The sequence below is a fragment of the Lyngbya sp. CCAP 1446/10 genome, assembly GCF_026130175.1.
GTDB lineage: Bacteria > Cyanobacteriota > Cyanobacteriia > Cyanobacteriales > Microcoleaceae > Microcoleus.
Map to the genome: position 1 here is coordinate 75,207 of NZ_JAIGNI010000009.1, position 17,119 is coordinate 92,325.

General features: G+C 46.5%; 8 protein-coding genes. 7 read left to right on the forward strand and 1 reads right to left on the reverse strand.

Translation table 11 applies throughout. The features are described from left to right. The first annotated feature begins 10 nt into the window (after positions 1-10). The 7 genes from K4039_RS06425 (at position 11) to K4039_RS06455 (ending at position 15,355) form a co-directional block, all read left to right on the forward strand. Complete coding sequence (locus K4039_RS06425; RefSeq protein ID WP_265234307.1) at positions 11-3,058, forward strand: S-layer family protein; 3,048 nt, start codon at positions 11-13, stop codon at positions 3,056-3,058. A gap of 36 nt (positions 3,059-3,094) precedes the next feature. After that, positions 3,095-6,118, forward strand: a complete 3,024-nt coding sequence (locus K4039_RS06430; protein WP_265234308.1) for an S-layer family protein — start codon at positions 3,095-3,097, stop codon at positions 6,116-6,118. A gap of 36 nt (positions 6,119-6,154) precedes the next feature. Further along, positions 6,155-9,181: an S-layer family protein gene (locus tag K4039_RS06435; protein ID WP_265234309.1), complete on the forward strand. Its 3,027-nt coding sequence runs from the start codon at positions 6,155-6,157 to the stop codon at positions 9,179-9,181. Positions 9,182-9,305: 124 nt separating this feature from the next. Further along, positions 9,306-11,921: a CHAT domain-containing protein gene (locus K4039_RS06440; protein ID WP_265234310.1), complete on the forward strand. Its 2,616-nt coding sequence runs from the start codon at positions 9,306-9,308 to the stop codon at positions 11,919-11,921. Between the two features lie 349 nt (positions 11,922-12,270). Continuing rightward, positions 12,271-13,209, forward strand: coding sequence for a gamma-carotene 1'-hydroxylase CruF (gene cruF, locus K4039_RS06445; RefSeq protein ID WP_265234311.1), 939 nt, complete (start codon positions 12,271-12,273; stop codon positions 13,207-13,209). Positions 13,210-13,632: 423 nt separating this feature from the next. Continuing rightward, positions 13,633-14,841, forward strand: a complete 1,209-nt coding sequence (cruG, locus tag K4039_RS06450; protein ID WP_375339787.1) for a 2'-O-glycosyltransferase CruG — start codon at positions 13,633-13,635, stop codon at positions 14,839-14,841. Positions 14,842-15,106: 265 nt separating this feature from the next. After that, a complete protein-coding gene (locus K4039_RS06455) occupies positions 15,107-15,355 on the forward strand; it encodes a hypothetical protein (protein WP_265234313.1) in 249 nt (82 codons plus the stop codon). A 53-nt stretch (positions 15,356-15,408) separates the two neighbouring features. Here K4039_RS06455 and K4039_RS06460 read toward each other — a convergent pair whose 3' ends face one another. Beyond that, positions 15,409-17,073, reverse strand: a complete 1,665-nt coding sequence (locus K4039_RS06460; protein ID WP_265234314.1) for a hypothetical protein — start codon at positions 17,071-17,073, stop codon at positions 15,409-15,411. Positions 17,074-17,119: the final 46 nt, after the last annotated feature.

The following is a 17,119-nucleotide window of genomic DNA, read 5'->3' on the forward strand; positions in this document are numbered from 1 at the left end:
TTTTCGCAGAATGTCAGCTAACAATAGGTTAATTATGGTTTCCCAACATCTCTTTTTCTGGCAACTATCCAAAATCAACGAACTCAAAAACCGAAATAAATACTATATTTCAGCAGCGATTCAGCTTTTATTTGTGAGTTGTTATTTGTGCCTGTTTCCCACTTGCAGCCTCGCTCAAATCGTCCCCGATGGCAGCTTGGGCGCGGAAAGTTCGCGCACTGTTCCCGATAATATCAACAATTTACCCTCAGATAGAATCACTGGCGGTGCAACTCGCGGCTCTAATCTCTTTCACAGTTTCAGAGAATTTAACGTGGGTGAAGGCAGAGGAGCATATTTTGCCAATCCTAACGGCATTGCTAATATTTTTACCCGTGTTACTGGGGGTAATCTTTCCAATATTTTAGGCGTGTTGGGAGTGCAAGGAAATGCTAACTTATTTTTACTTAATCCCAAAGGAATTCTCTTCGGCCCTAATGCGAGGTTAGATTTACGCGGTTCATTTATCGGTTCAACTGGTAGCGGTATTCTCTTTGATAATGGCTTTGAATTTAGTGCAGCTAATTCTAATGCAGTGCCATTGTTAGCGATTAATATTCCTGTGGGTTTGAGATTTAGAGAAAATCCCGGCACAATTGTCAACTCTTCCCAAGCAATTGGCCCCACACCAACTTTACCGCCATTGCCCATAGAAATTCCTGTGTCTAATAAACTTGGTTTGACAGTAGATCCCCGTCAAACTTTAGCATTAATTGGTGGAGACATTCAACTACAAGGTGGAAACTTAACAGCTTATACCGGACAAATTATTCTGGGAAGTGTGAAAAGTCCCGGCTTAGTGCAATTTGAACCAACGGCTTTAGGTCTAAAGTTAGACTACGGAAATATTCATAATTTTGGCAATATTGAAATGAATGAGGCACTTATAAATACCAGTGGGTTAGGAGGTGGAAAAATTGACATTCAAGGTGGAAATGTCACAGTCAGCAGTTCAGGAATTTATAGCTTAACACTAGGGGATATTGATGGGAGAGGAATTGACATTAATGCTCACAATTTACGAGTAGATAAAGGATCGCAAATTCTCACTTCAACTCTGGGGGATGGAAAGGGGAGTAATATTAATATCCGCGCTACTGACTCAGTAGAAATGGTTGGGTTGGGAATAGAAGGCTATCAGCGATTTTATACCCAATATATATTATCTGGAACTCTTAACCCATTTGATCCCCAAATTGTAATTAATAGTGGTACTGTCGGTAGTGGAGCCGCTGGAGAGGTTAATATCAATACCGGAAGGTTGCTGCTGCGTGATGGCGTAGTGGGCGGTACTGCCACCCTGGGTGCTGGAAATGGGGGCAATCTAACTGTCCACGCTCAAACCTTCGAGATCGTCAGTTCAGCAATCAATAATGGAACAACTAAAGAAAGTACCGGCTCTGGCGGCAGCATTAATATTGAGGGCGAACGGTTAATCATACGGGATGCTGGTGGTTTGGTTAGCATCAGCCGTAGTGATGGAGCATCGGGGAATATCACGATTAAAACAACTGAATCTGTAGAATTGTCGGGTGGTATTTCTGGAAGTGCCGCGCAAACTCGTATCGGTACAAACTCTTTTGATGGCAATGGTAAATCCGGGGATATTACCATCGATACTAAGCGGCTAACTGTTACTGATGGAGCCTCAATTAGTTTATCTACGGGTGCAGTTATTGGGCAAGTCGTATTTTCTAGGAATGGGGGGTTAGGAGGGAATTTAAGTGTGAGAGCTTCCGAGTCAATTGAAGTTAACGGCGTGTCTGGAGTTTTGGCAAATGTAGGATTCGGAGCGAGTGCTTTGGCTACTCAAACTTCAAGTTCTGGTCGGGGTGGAGATATCTACCTCTCTACGCCCATACTCAATCTGCGGAATGGGGGGATTATTTCTGCGGCTGCGTTGGGTGAAGTAGATGCCGGAAATATTACAATTGATGCCGATCGCATAGAAGTTCAAGGCAAAGGAAGTAACGGTCTGTTTGGAAGTAGAATAGAGGCTTCGGCTGGCAGTTTTTCGATTATTGTCAATCCCAATGCTACGGGGAATGCGGGTTCATTGAATTTGAATGTAAATCGATTGAGTATCCGAGATGGCGGAACGGTTAGCGTTCAGTCTTTAGGAAGGGGAAGGGCTGGAAATATTAATGTTTTAGCTGACTCAATTGACTTGGATAACCAAGCTAGTATTGACGGTAGAACTAACTCTGGCGGTGGGGGAAATATTAATATCAGGACACAAGATATTCAATTGCGCCGAGGGAGCCGAATTACAACGGATGCAGGTATTGCTGAGGGTGGAAATATCAATATTAACAGTGAGATTCTGGCTGCTTTACCCAAGGAAAATAGCGATATTACTGCGAATGCGCGATCGGCCCAAGGTGGCCGCGTGAATGTCAATGTCTCCAATGTCTTGGGCTTTGCAGCAGTTAGCCGCGAACAAGTCAGAAGCAGGTTGAATCTGAGTGACGCGCAATTTGCAGATTTGCAAGTAAGTCCTACTTCTCTGCTTCGGAGTAGCGATATCGCCGCGATTTCCCAAAGTGGGGGCCCGGCTTTGCAAGGTACTGTTAATTTTAGTTCTTCTGGGGTGAATCCCGCTCAAGGTTTAGTAGAGTTGCCGCAAAATGTTGTGAATCCGGCTGCGTTAATTGCGGCAAATCCCTGCATCGAAGGGGCCGATAACGAGTTTACTGTTACTGGAAAAGGGGGAGTGCCGCCGAGTCCTAATGATGCCCTCAGCAACGCAGAAACACCGTTTCCGTGGGTGGAAGCAGAAGGTTCGGCAGCGGATTCTGTAACGGATGTAACGGATTCGGCAGCGAGCACTGTACGGGATTTAACGGATGTAACGGATAGAGGTTCGAGGGAAGAAAGGGGGAAAAAAGCTCAGGAAGTTGTTCCGGCGCGGGGTTGGGTGGTGAATGCTCAAGGAGAAGTTACGCTGGTGGCTGCTGACGATGCGGGTCAATTTCCAGGGCGCACGAAGCAGCAAGTGTCGGGTTGTCCGCCCCGATGAGCTCAAAATAGTTTATGCTTGAAAATTTTTCGCAGAATGTCAGCTAACAATAGGTTAATTATGGTTTCCCAACATCTCTTTTTCTGGCAACTATCCAAAATCAACGAATTCAAAAACCGAGATAAATACTATATCTCAGCAGCGATTCAGCTTTTATTTGTGAGTTGTTACTTGTGCTTTTTTCCCACTTCGGGCCTCGCCCAAATCGTCCCCGACAGCAGCTTGGGCGCGGAAAGTTCGCGCACTGTTCCCGATAATATCAACAATTTACCCTCAGATAAAATCACTGGTGGCGCAACTCGCGGCTCTAATCTCTTTCACAGTTTCAGAGAATTTAACGTGGGTGAAGGCAGAGGAGCATATTTTGCCAATCCTAACGGCATTGCTAATATTTTTACCCGTGTTACTGGGGGTAATCTTTCCAATATTTTAGGCGTGTTGGGAGTGCAAGGAAATGCTAACTTATTTTTACTTAATCCCAAAGGAATTCTCTTCGGCCCTAATGCGAGGTTAGATTTACGCGGTTCATTTATCGGTTCAACTGGTAGCGGTATTCTCTTTGATAATGGCTTTGAATTTAGTGCAGCTAATTCTAATGCAGTGCCATTGTTAGCAATTAATATTCCTGTGGGTTTGAGATTTCGAGATAATCCCGGCACAATTGTCAATCAGTCAATTGCTCCTAACCCATCACCGCCTGACATTCCCTTACCAGTACCAATTTTCAAGAATATTGGTTTAGCAGTAGACCCCGGTCAAACCTTAGCGCTAGTAGGGGGAAATATCCAATTCAACGGGGGAATCGCTACCGCCAGTAGCGGACAAATTCTTCTGGGAAGCGTCAAAAGTCCAGGTTTAGTGCAATTTGAACCAACAGCTTTAGGTCTGAATTTCAACTATAGCAATATTCAGAACTTCGGCAATATTGACATGAATGGTGCATTGATAAATACCAGCGGATTAGGAGGTGGAAAAATTGATATCAGGGGTGGAAATGTAACTCTCAGTAATTCAGGAATTTATGGACTGACCCTGGCAAATATTGATGGTAGAGGTATTGACATCAATGCCCAAAACTTACGAATAGATCAAGGATCGCAAATTTTCACCACGACACTGGGAGAGGGGAAAGGGAGCAATATTAATATTCGCGCTACTGACTTGGTAGAAATGATCGGCCTAGGAATTGAGGGCTATCAGCAGCTTACAGAAAATTTTCAGACATCTGGAACAGGGAACCCTTTTATTTCGCAAATTGTTTTGTTTACTAGCACTATTGGTAGTGGAAGAGCTGGGGACATTAACATTGAAGCCGGACGGCTGTTAATGAGCAATGGCGTAGTGGCCGGTGCTCCCACCTTTGGTGCTGGGAATGGCGGAAATCTGACTATCCGCGCCAACACCGTCGAACTCGTCAGTTCAACGCTCTATAACGGAACAACGAACGAAAGCACCGGTCAAGGCGGAAACATTACTGTTGAAGCCCAACGGTTAATGCTGCGCGATGGCGGTGCTTTTGCCAGCTTCAGCCTTAGTGATGGAGCATCGGGGAATATTGCGATTAAAGCTAGTGAATCTGTGGAATTGTCGGGTAGTCTCCCTGTAGGTTTAGGGCAAACTCGGCTCGGTACGAATACTTTTGATGCTAATGGAAAAGGTGGGGATATTACCATCGACACTAAGCGATTGAGTGTTTCTAATGGAGCCACAATTAGTTTAACGACGGGTGCGATTTTTGGCGAAGTCGTGTTTTCTACAAGTGGGGGGACTGGAGGAAATTTAACAGTGAGAGCCTCCGAGTCTATAGAAGTGAGCGGCGAGTCAAGATTTTTGGGGAATGCGGGCTATGTAGCAAGTTCTTTTGTTACTCAAACTGCAAGTTCTGGTAGAGGTGGAGATATCCGCCTCTCAACACCTAAACTAACTGTGCAGAATGGCGGCGTTATTTCTGCGGCTTCTTTGGGTATAGCAAATGCAGGAGATATTACAATTAATGCCGATCGCTTAAAAGTGCAAGGTATTGGGAGTAACAGTCGGTTGAGGAGTGGGATTGAAGCCTCGGCTGGTAGGGCGTTTAATGCTATTAATTCCAATGCTACCGGAAATGCAGGGTCGCTGAATTTGAATGCTAATCAATTGATTATTCGGGATAATGCAGTGGTTAATGTTCAATCTTCAGGAACAGGTAGGGCTGGCAATATTAACGTTGTCGCCGACTCAATTGCTCTGGATAATAAAAGCATAATTGATGGCACGACTGTATCAGGTACTGGAGCAAATATTAACCTGCAAGCGCGAAACATTCAGTTGCGACGTGGTAGCCTAATTACTACCGATGCTGGTATTTCTGATGGTGGAAATATCAATATTAACAGCAGTCTTCTGGCTGCTTTACCCAAGGAAAATAGCGATATTACTGCGAATGCGCGATCGGCCCAAGGTGGCCGCGTGAATGTCAATGTCCCCAATGTCTTGGGCTTTGCAGCAGTGGGGCGCGAACAAGTCAGAAGCAGGTTGAATCTCAGTGACGCGCAATTTGCAGATTTGCAAGTAAGTCCTACTTCTCTGCTTCCCACCAGCGACATCGCCGCGATTTCCCAAAGTGCCGGCCCGGCTTTGCAAGGAACAGTAACATTCGGCGCGTCTGGGGTGAATCCGGCTCAAGGTTTAGTAGAGTTGCCGCAAAATGTGGTCGATCCTACTGCGTTAATTGCTGCTAATCCCTGCATTGAAGGGGACGAGAACGAGTTTACAGTTACTGGCAAAGGGGGAGTGGCACCAAGTCCTAACGATGCCCTCAGCGGCGCAGAAACGCCGTTTCCGTGGGTGGAAGAAGAAGGAAGAAGCAAGAAGGAAGAAGGAAGAAAGGAGGAAGAAGAAGGAAGAGGGAAGAGGGAAGAAGGAATGCGGGAAGAAAGGGGGGAAAAAGCTCAGGAAGTTGTTCCGGCGCGGGGTTGGGTGGTGAATGCTCAAGGAGAAGTTACGCTGGTGGCTGCTGACGATGCGGGTCAATTTCCAGGGCGCACGAAGCAGCAAGTGTCGGGTTGTCCGCCCCGATGAGCTCAAAATAGTTTATGCTTGAAAATTTTTCGCCGAATGTCAGCTAACAATAGGTTAATTATGGTTTCCCAACATCTCTTTTTCTGGCAACTATCCAAAATCAACGAATTCAAAAACCGAAATAAATACTATATTTCAGCAGCGATTCAGCTTTTATTGGTGAGTTGTTATTTGTGCCTGTTTCCCACTTGCAGCCTCGCCCAAATCGTCCCCGATGGCAGCTTGGGCGCGGAAAGTTCGCGCACTGTTCCCGACACTATCAACAATTTACCCTCAGATAGAATCACTGGCGGCGCAAATCGTGGTGTAAGTTTATTTCACAGTTTCCGGGAATTTAACGTCGGTGCAGGCAGAGGAGCATATTTTGTCAATCCTAACGGCATTTCTAATATTTTCACCCGTGTTACTGGGGGTAATCCTTCCAATATTTTAGGTGTATTGGGAGTGCAAGGCAATGCTAATTTATTTTTAATCAATCCCAGAGGACTTATTTTTGGTCCCAATGCTCGGTTAGATTTGCGCGGTTCATTTATTGGTTCCTCTGCTGCGGGTGTTGTGTTTAATAATGGTTTTGAATTCAACGCTGCGAATCCCAACGCAGTACCATTATTAGCAATTAATATTCCTGTGGGTTTAAGGTTTAGAGACAATCCCGGTACAATTGTCAATCAGTCAAGGGCTGTGGTTGAGGGAGAACGGCTCTTTCCCCCGGAACTTCCCATTGACAACGCTGTTGGTTTAGCAGTAGCTCCCGGTCAAACTTTAGCCTTAGTTGGCGGTGATATCCAACTCACAGGCGGTAATTTAACTGCTAGTACCGGACAAATTAACTTGGGTAGTGTGGCGAGTCCGGGTTTAGTTAGTTTCGAGCCAACTGCGCTAGGTTTGAATTTAAATTATGATAATATTTCCAACTTTGGTAACATTCAAATAACCAACGGATCGCTGATTAATACCAGCGGACTCGGTGGTGGCAAAGTGGATATTAGAGGTGGAAATGTCAGCCTGAGTGGTTCGCGAATTTATGCACTGACACTGGGAAATATTGATGGTAGAGGCATCGATATTAACGCTCAACAGTTTCGGGCCCAAGGTGGGGCGCAAATCTCCACAATGACACTAGGAAGTGGTGCGGGAGGCGCTATCAACATCCGCGCTACCGACTCATTAGAAACGATCGGCCTTGGATTAGATAGCTATAGAGTGTTTGGTGCTAGGTATTTGGTATCTGGCTCGTTCAAGCCTTTTGACCCACAAATTCTTCTGATCTCTGGCACTACTGGTATAGGAAATGCCGGAAACATCTTGATCGAGACGGGACGATTGCTAATGGACAATGGAACTGTATTGGGTAGCCCCACATTCGCTACTGGCAACGCTGGAAGTATCACCATCCGTGCGGAGGTTTTCGATCTAGTCGGTTCTGGAATCAACAGCGGTACACTTTTGGGGAGTACGGGTAGCGGAGGAAATATCAGCTTTGAGGGAGAACGTTTAAGAGTGCGCGATAATGCTGTTTTTATTAGCTTTACACGCGATAGAGGAGCATCGGGAAATATCAACATTAAAGCTTCTGAATCAGTAGAAGTGCTGCGGACTCCCGCTGGAAGTCCCGTAGCAACATTAATCGCCTCAAGTGCGGTTGGTGTGAATGGGCAAGCCGGGGACATTAATATCGACACAAAGCGGTTGATTATCTCTGAAGGAGGCGGAATTGGTTTATCTAGCGGATCGATTGTGGGCAACCAACCGTTGAATACAACGGGCGGGCGCGGAGGTAATTTGACAGTTAGGGCCAGTGAGTCAGTAACAATAGAGGGTATTTCTGGAGTTTTGGCGAACGGGAGTCGAAATCCCAGTTTCATTTCCGCTGATGCCAACGCTGCTAATCGGGGAGGAAGTATGAACATTTCTACACCTGTACTGACTCTCCGGGGTGGGGGAGTTATTTCTACTTCATCTTTAGGCAAAGGAGAAGCGGGAAGCATCACAATCAATGCGGGGCGTGTAGAGCTAATTGGGAATGGGGGTCAAGGTCAATTTAACAGTCAAATTCAAACTTCCGTTGGGATTGCCTCTGGCGTTAGAAATCCCAATGCTACGGCTAACGGAGGTTCGTTGAATTTGAATGTCGGGCAATTGATTCTGCGGAATGGGGGAACACTCAATCTGCAAGCCTTGGGCTCGGCTCGGGCTGGTAACATTAACGTGAAAGCAGATTCAATTTCCCTTGACAACCAAAGCAGCATTGACGGTAGAACTGAATCCGGTGCAGGAGCAAATATTAACCTCGAAGCACGGGATATCCAGTTGCGCCGAGGGAGCAGAATTACAACGGATGCGAGTATTTCTGATGGTGGCAGTATCAATATTAAAAGCGATATTCTGGCTACTCTCCCCAAGGAAAATAGCGATATTACTGCTAATGCGCGATCGGCCGGGGGTGGTCGGGTTAATATCAATGTCCCCAATGTTTTCGGGTTTACAGCAGCCACTCGTGAACAGGTTCGAGGCAATTTGGGATTAACAGATGCTCAATTTACAAATTTGCAAGTAAGTCCTACTTCTCTAGTTCCTACCAGCGATATTGCGGCTATTTCCCAAAGTGGGGGCCCGGCTTTGCAAGGGACTGTTACATTCAGCGCTGCTGGGGTGAATCCCGCTCAAGGTTTAGTGGAGTTGCCGCAAAATGTTGTCGATCCGGCTGCATTAATTGCGGCAAATCCCTGCATTGAAGGGGGCGAGAACGAGTTTACAGTTACTGGGAAAGGGGGAGTGGCACCGAGTCCTAACGATGCCCTCAGCAGCGCAGAAACACCGTTTCCGTGGGTGGAAGAAGAAGGAAGAAGGAAGAAGGAAGAAGGAAGAAGGGAGGAAGAAGAAGGAAGAGGGAAGAGGGAAGAAGGAATGCGGGAAGAATCGGGAAAAAAAGCTTGGGAAGTTGTTCCGGCGCGGGGTTGGGTGGTGAATGCTCAAGGAGAAGTTACACTGGTTGGATACAATCCGGGTAATGCTGCTGACGATCGCCATCCTCGATCGCATTCTGTTTGTCCGCCGCGCTGACAAGATGTTTTTTACTGCGGATCAAGGCGGATCAACAGGGATAAATATTGGTGCTCATCTACGCTCCCACAGGTTTTGGCCTGGGGTTTTCAATCGATTTAAAATACAAGTGCTCTAAGCTTATATGAAGTTTACCCGATCGCTCCGACAAGCAATTATCTTATTTCTGATATCCTGTCTGCTAGCCGTGGCGATTCCTCCCGCAGTTGCTCAGATTCAGTCACCACAAGGAGTGCAGATTCTGAGACAAGCTCGAACTCTGTACGCTGCGGAACGTTTTTCCGAAGCTGTACCGCTGTTACAGGAAGCGGCGGCGCAGTTTGAGGCAAAAGGTCAAAATCTCGATCGCGCCACGGCATTGAGCAATTTAGCTGCAACCTACGGGCAGTTAACACTTTGGGAACCAGCAGAACAAGCTGTGAATTCGAGTTTGTCGGTGGTGCGATCGCAACCGAAAACTCCCGAACAACAGCGGATTTGGGCGGAAACTCTCAACATTCAAGGACAGATTAAACTCGAACGGGGGCAGACTCAAGATGCGATCGACATTTGGACGCAAGCTGCTAAAATATTCGAGCAAATCGATCGCAACAATCAACTTTTTCAAGTTCAAATCAATCAAAGTCGCGCTTGGGAAACTCTCGGACTTTACCCCAGAGCTTGCAAAATTTTGTTAGGTTCTTTGAACCTGGAAAACAAAACTTGCGAAGTGTTGCCCGCAGGTTTGACAAGTTTAAAAAATCAATCGTTTTCCCTGGAAAAAACTCGAGCAATTAATGCTTTAGGAAGGGTGATGCGGGTTTTGGGACAACTCGAACGTTCCAATGAATTGTTATTAACAGGACTGGAAGCGGCTCGCAATTTGAGTCTGAAAGAAGAGGAAGCGGCAATTTATCTAAATCTGGGCAATACTCAACGGGCGAAAAGCAATCAACCGAGTTTGAAAGCGCCACAACGGGCTGATTTGGAACGCTCTGCCTTAGAATATTATACTCGATCGGCAGAGGCTATGCCGGGGAAATCAACTATCGGGATGCAGGCGAGATTGAATCAGTTGAGTCTGTTGGCCGACAACCAAAATGCTTCGGAAGCACAAGTTTTGTGGCGTTCCATCGAACCTCAAGTCGCTCAATTTCCGTCGAATCGCGCGGGACTTTATGCTAAAATTAATCTAGCTCAAAGCTTGATGAAATTAGCTCAGTCGCCTGGGAAAACTTTGAGTTTTATCGATATTGACAAAATGCTCGATCGCTCTCTGGAACCAGCAAATAGTTTGGGCGACAAACGAATACAAGCTTACATTCTGGCAGCTAAAGGCAAACTATCGGAAACCCAAAAGCAGTATGAGAAAGCCGAAAATTTGACAATTCAGGCTTTGAGTTTAGCACCGGCGTTTCAATCTCCCGATATTGCTTACCAATTATTGTGGCAACTTGGACGGATTCGGAAAGCTAAGGGAGATGCAGAAGGGGCGATCGTTCAATATACTCAAGCTGTGAATGTACTGTCTTCTCTGCGCGGTGATTTGGTGACAGTCAATCCCGAAGTGCAATTTTCGTTTCGGGAAAGTGCCGAACCGGTTTATCGGGAATTAGTCGGGCTGCTTTTGCAAGATGAATCCCCCAGTCAAGATAAGTTGAAACAGGCGCGCCAAACGGTGGAATCTTTGCAGTTGGCGGAATTGGATAACTTTTTTCGGGATGCTTGTGCTGATGCTAAACCAAAGTCGATCGAGGCAATCGATCCGACGGCGGCGGTGATTTATCCAATTATTTTAAGCGATCGTTTGGAGGTAATTTTATCAATTCCGGGCAAACCCCTGCGCCGCTACACGACTAAAAAGTCTCAAGCCGAGTTAGAAACTGCCTTCAGACTAGCTAAAAATACGATCAGGCCTTCTGCTTTTGTCCGCGACAGGTTGCCACCTATTCAACAGGTTTACGACTGGTTAATCCGCCCCGCAGAGGCGGATTTGACTGCCAGCGGGATTAAAACGCTGGTATTTGTGCTCGATGGTTATTTGCGAAATCTGCCAATGGCGGTGCTGCACGATGGCGAACAGTTTTTGATAGAAAAGTACAGTATTGCTTTGGCGCCGGGACTGCAATTGCTGGCACCGAAACCGCTGAGTCAAGTCAAGTTAAAAGTGCTGACTGGTGGCCTGTCGGAAGCGCGTCAAGGCTTCTCGGCTTTGCCGGGGGTGAAACAGGAAATTGAACAAATTTCAGCCCAGATGCCGGCGAGTGCGCTGCTAAATCAAGATTTTGTCAGCGGGCGGTTGCGCGATCGCATGAAAGCTTTGTCTTACCCGATCGTCCATTTGGCAACTCACGGTCAGTTTAGCTCGAATGCGGCGGATACTTTTATTGTGACTTGGGACGAGCGGGTGAATGTTAAGGAGTTCGATCGACTGCTGCGATCGCGCACTGGGGAGAAACAACAGCCGATCGAGCTTTTGGTATTGAGTGCTTGCGAAACTGCTTCCGGCGATAACCGGGCGGCTTTGGGTTTAGCTGGCGCCGCAATTCGATCGGGTGCCCGCAGCACAGTCGCGACCCTTTGGCAAGTCAACGACGAATCTACAGCTATTTTTATGACTGAGTTTTACCGACAGCTTGCTGCTGCTAAAACCAGCAAAGCTGAAGCCCTCCGCAACGCTCAATTAACCCTGCTGCAAAACCCAGATTATCAAAATCCCTATTTCTGGGCGCCTTTCGTACTGGTGGGGAATTGGCAGTAAACTGGTCAGTGGTCATTGGTCATTGGTCATTGGTTCTTCTCCTGGGTATCGATATCTAGAGGCTCTGCCTCGCCTGGGAAAAAATTTTTGGGACGGGCTCTCCGGGCAGTCCCAGCCACCAGAAAAAACCATCTTTGTGGGACGGGCATCTTGCCTGTCCCAGCTATTTTTGCAATCTTGTCTAGGCTTGTTGCAGCCAATCCGTTAATAAACTGGGTTTCTCGGCCCTGGGCGTAAATCTTGGAAAAATGCCTGTGCCCAGTTTGTGTTGGTTTTTTGTTAAAGATTGTTAAAGATTGTAAACTGTTAACGAGTGCTTTCTGCATCTGATATTTTTTCGAGGAGTCTTATGAAGCAACTTTTGATTGCTGAGCGCTTTTGCCTGATAGCCCACGTCTTATCAATGGCTTTTGGATTGGCAGGGTTGCTGCTGATTTTACCCCGCCCCGAATTGGTGATGAATTTACCGCCCGCTGGACAAACTTTGTTCCAATGGGGGATGGCTGGAGGTGGAGTAGTTTATATCATTTTTGGTGCAGCAGCGGTTGCTCTCTATGCCTTTCGGACGTTGGGTTTGGGCGCAACTCTGGCATTTTTGGTGCCTTCGGTGTTTTTATCTTTGAGTAGCGAGTTGTTGGGAACCAGTACCGGTTTTCCCTTCGGCCATTACCACTATTTGAGCGGTTTGGGCTACAAAATTGCAGGGCTGGTGCCGTTTACAATTCCCCTGTCGTGGTTTTATCTAGGACTGGTTTCATATATAATTGCTCGCGCTGGAGTCGCTGGTGGTAAAGGCGAACTGAACTGGGTGCGCCAAATAGGGGCGATCGCCCTTGGCGCTCTATTATTGACAGCTTGGGATTTTGTACTCGATCCGGCGATGAGTCAAACTTCTGTACCTTTTTGGGAGTTTGAGGAACTTGGGGCTTTCTTTGGGATGCCTTACCGCAATTTGGCGGGATGGATGGGCACGGGGGCTCTATTTATGTCTGTAGCAGCTTTCTTCTGGAGAAAAACGTCGATTAAATTAGAGCGATCGGAATTGAGTTTGCCCTTAATTGTTTATTTGGTAAACTTTGCTTTCGGAGCAATTATCACTGTCACTTCCTTGGATTCTCGGTTCTGGTTCCCGACATCGCTAGCTGTGCTTCTGGGTGTAGTTCCGGCGATCGTGTTAAGCAGGATTGCAAAACCCGCAGTAGATGACGTAACTGAAGCAATTCCATCTTTGGAATCTGCTCTCAAAGCTGAAATTCCATCTCAGCGCGTGGGCGCTTTGCGTAAGTAAGCGGCTAATGAGCAATCGCGGCTGATTTGGCAAAAATTTACACGAATTTTTCAGCTAGTTTAAAAACTCGGTTTTGACAAGAAACCGGGTTTTTTCAGCTAGAGATTAGCGGTAGGGTGCGTCAGGAAAAGTAATTCTCAATCATCACCGAAAATCTAATTCTGATGCACCATTTATTGCGGGCCTGCGTCAGTTGTGAGATTGTGAGTTTTTCCCGACAATATCAAGCTTCCGAGGCTCCCTACTTCACTCTTTTAAAAGTCAGATTGTGCTTAAAGGAACCCTATTGCGATCTAAGCAGGAATGTTTGAGCTACTTTAAAAACCCGGTTTCGGCAAGAAACCGGGTTTTTCAGCGATATTTTCAAGCCCAATTGCTGTAATATGTTTTAAGTCAAAATTTGATCAACTTCCTTATTTTAAATTGATTTCCCCCATCGCCCCCAACCTCCCAAATCTCTTGACAAGCATCATCCCTATCGCACTCCTGCTGCTGCAATTACCCGCCGCCGCCCTTTTAATGTCGCGCTTAATTAAAGGCCCATCGCGCATCCCGCCCCTAGAACCGGATTCGCCGACACTGGATATGCTTGGTGCTTGTACGGCGGTGGTGCCGACTTTGAACGAAGCAGAGAGAATTGCGCCTTGTTTGGAAGGATTGAGCCGCCAAAGTTACGAGCTCCGAGAGGCGATCGTAGTTGACAGCTATTCGGTAGATGGAACAGGGGATTTAGTCAAAGCTGCCGCCGAAAAAGACCCCCGGTTTCGGTTGATTAACGACGATCCGCTACCGACGGGTTGGGTTGGTCGTCCGTGGGCGCTGAATTGGGGTTTTTTGGCAAGTTCCGACAAATGCGAGTGGATTTTGGGGATAGATGCGGATACTCAGCCGCATCCAGGTTTGATTGCGAGTTTGCTAAAGACGGCGGTGGCTGGAAATTATGATTTGATTTCGCTGTCGCCGCAGTTTATCCTGAAATATCCGGGCGAGTTGTGGCTGCAACCTGCACTGTTAATGACTTTGGTGTATCGGTTCGGGCCGACGGGAACTGGGGGAGATGTGCCGGAACGGGTGATGGCAAACGGTCAGTGTTTCCTCTGTAAGCGCGAGGTTTTGGTGGCTTTAGGGGGCTATGAGGTGGCAAAAGGTTCTTTTTGCGATGATGTGACTTTGGCTCGCTATGCTGCGGCTCAGGGCTTTAAGGTGGGTTTTTTGGATGGGGCGAAGGTGTTGAAGGTGCGGATGTATGAGGGGGCGATCGAGACTTGGAATGAGTGGGGGCGATCGCTCGATTTGAAAGATGCTGCTTCTAGCGGTCAAATTTGGGGCGATTTGTGGCTGTTATTCGCGGTTCAAGGTTTGCCGGTGCCGATCGTCCTGTGGTATTTGTTGTCTGGTTCTGTGCCTGCTGTGGGCGCGTTTCCGCAGTTTTGGCTGTGGGGATTGAATGTATTTTTGGTGGCGGTGCGATCGGCTTTGTGTTTTGCGATCGCTCCGAGTTACGATACAACTCAAGCATCGGGTAAATGGCTGTTTTGGCTGTCACCTTTGGCCGATCCGCTGGCGTTTGTGCGAATTCTGATTTCTGCTTTAAATCAGCCTACTCAGTGGCGCGGCCGCAAGTATAGTTAGTGACAAACCGAAAAAAATCGGCGGTTTCAACCGCGTCTACACAAACGATGTCAGCCGGACGCCGACTAAAGAGTAAAGATTCGTAGTGTCGCCATCGATTTTACTCAAAAAAAGACGAAAAATCTAGCGAGCGACGCACCAGCACGCGCGATAATATTTGAGGAAACAAACTCAACGAAGAGTATTGTAGCAAGGATTTTTTAAATTGGTATTACTTGCACTACGATCCAGATCCACCTACCTCACTTAATTGAAAAAAGCTAGTATGAATCACGGTGAATTTTCTGGGACAAAAGCTCATAAATGTATACTGCCTAAAGCAATTTCAACGCAACCAATTATTCTCGAAGACATCACAGAATTGAGTTATGAAAAACTCTACTTAATAGAACGCAATCACCCCGCATATGAAATAGTCATGTCTGAAGTTTTGAAAGATGCCTTTGATTCGGAATCATCAAATCGCATTAAAAAAGGAGAAGTCCATGACTGGCTCAACTCCCTTCTCAATTGAAACATCCGACTGTTTCCAAAATAGCAGGCGGTTGAAACCGCCGTTTTATTTTTTCAAGCCTTCAGCAAAGCTTTAGATGCCGATTCCCCAGCGATTCGGAGTTGCCGCCTCAATTGCAAATTCAGCAGCACCAACACAGTCCACTGGCCGAGGATTGAGAGCAAAATAGTATGTCCTGACGCGCTCTCCAGGGCCGACGATCCAAAGACGGGAAATACTAAAGACAGCCAAATGAAAGGAGCTTTTTCTGGGGTGAGGGAAAGCATATACAAAATAATTGGTGGTAAAGAGATAGCGCCTCCGACTGTACAAGCCGCCAAAACTGCCTGGTTTCGGATTTTTGCGAACATGAATAGTTGGGTAACAGCCGCGTAAATCAGGATGAGATTGATGAAGGTAATCATGCTCGGAAAAGCGTTGGGATTCACCAGCAGCCAAGGTATTAAAATCACTGTCGAACTGAGGAGATTGATTGCTATTGCAACTGATGCCGGACTTTTTTCACTCCAAATTAAATCTAGTATCGGGTATCTGCGCCACGATTTATGACTGCTGGGAACGATTTGTTTCCGATATCTCGCCCAATCGTACAAAGCTTGTCTTTCCGAGGTTAAAGCCGCAATTAAAGCTAAAAATACCATCAAATTTGGAATCAATAAAAAGGCGATACCGTCAATCGAGTACCTATTTGATTGGAGTGCAAACCCTAAAATTATTGACTGATAGCAAATCACCAGCAAATAACTTTGTCGCTTGCTCAAAACAGTGGCGCTGGGGTTGGGGAAACGGCGCTGCCATCCCTGCCACATCCAGTAGGTTGCCACCCCACAAATCAATAAAGATAAGGCGGTAAAAGATACAAAATTTTCGCCAATATGCAAATGAAACCATTTCAGGCGATCGAACTCTCCGATGAACCAATTAAGGTTATAATCAGATGACAGACTAACTTGATAAACTACCTGTTTCAGGACAGCAGCCGGAGACAAAAATGTCAGCAAATCAGCAGCATTGCCGACTGACGGTGCACAAAAAGCTGTGGTAATAAAAGTCAAAACCGCAGCGCTAGCCAACCAAGGTTGAAACCCTCCCAACCAACTGGTTGTTAAGCCAAATAGCATCGCGCCGCTGTAGAATAAAGCACAGCTAGCTACCATTGCTATGTCGAAACATAAAATATGATACAGAGGTATTTGAGCTGCTAATCCGCTGTAGACGTGGAGCGGTACAGCCAGAATTGCTGCGAGATACAGTAAAATTGGGACACCGAGAATTTTGCCGAGAAAAATTGTGGTGGCAGATTGGGGACTGAGGCGAATAAAGTTGAGTGTGCCTCGACGTTCCTCTTTGTCTAAGTCGCTGACGAGTAGATAAGTGCCGGCTACTAAAAGTGCGATCGCACTAAATATGCTCAGCACAACAAATATTTGTAGCCACCAAGACGGCCAGTTAATGATAAAATTTCCTGCCGCATCTTTGATGCATATTATCCGCTTACCATTGTCATTTGATTCGGTGCAAAATCTGCTGGAATCAATGTAATTACCGACAGGAGTGGCAACGGGTAGCTGGGCGCGCCAATACAAGATTAGCAGCAGTTGAGCGCTGAGGGAAAAGGCGCTGACGATCGCAATTTTGCCCATTTTCAGCCGACCTTTGAGTTCTCGGAATAACTGGGAATTCCAGTTACCAATTGTATCTAGTATGTTTGTGTTCATAGGTAATTGTTTTGAGTTATGAGTGAAAAAGTCGCCCTCAACTGTC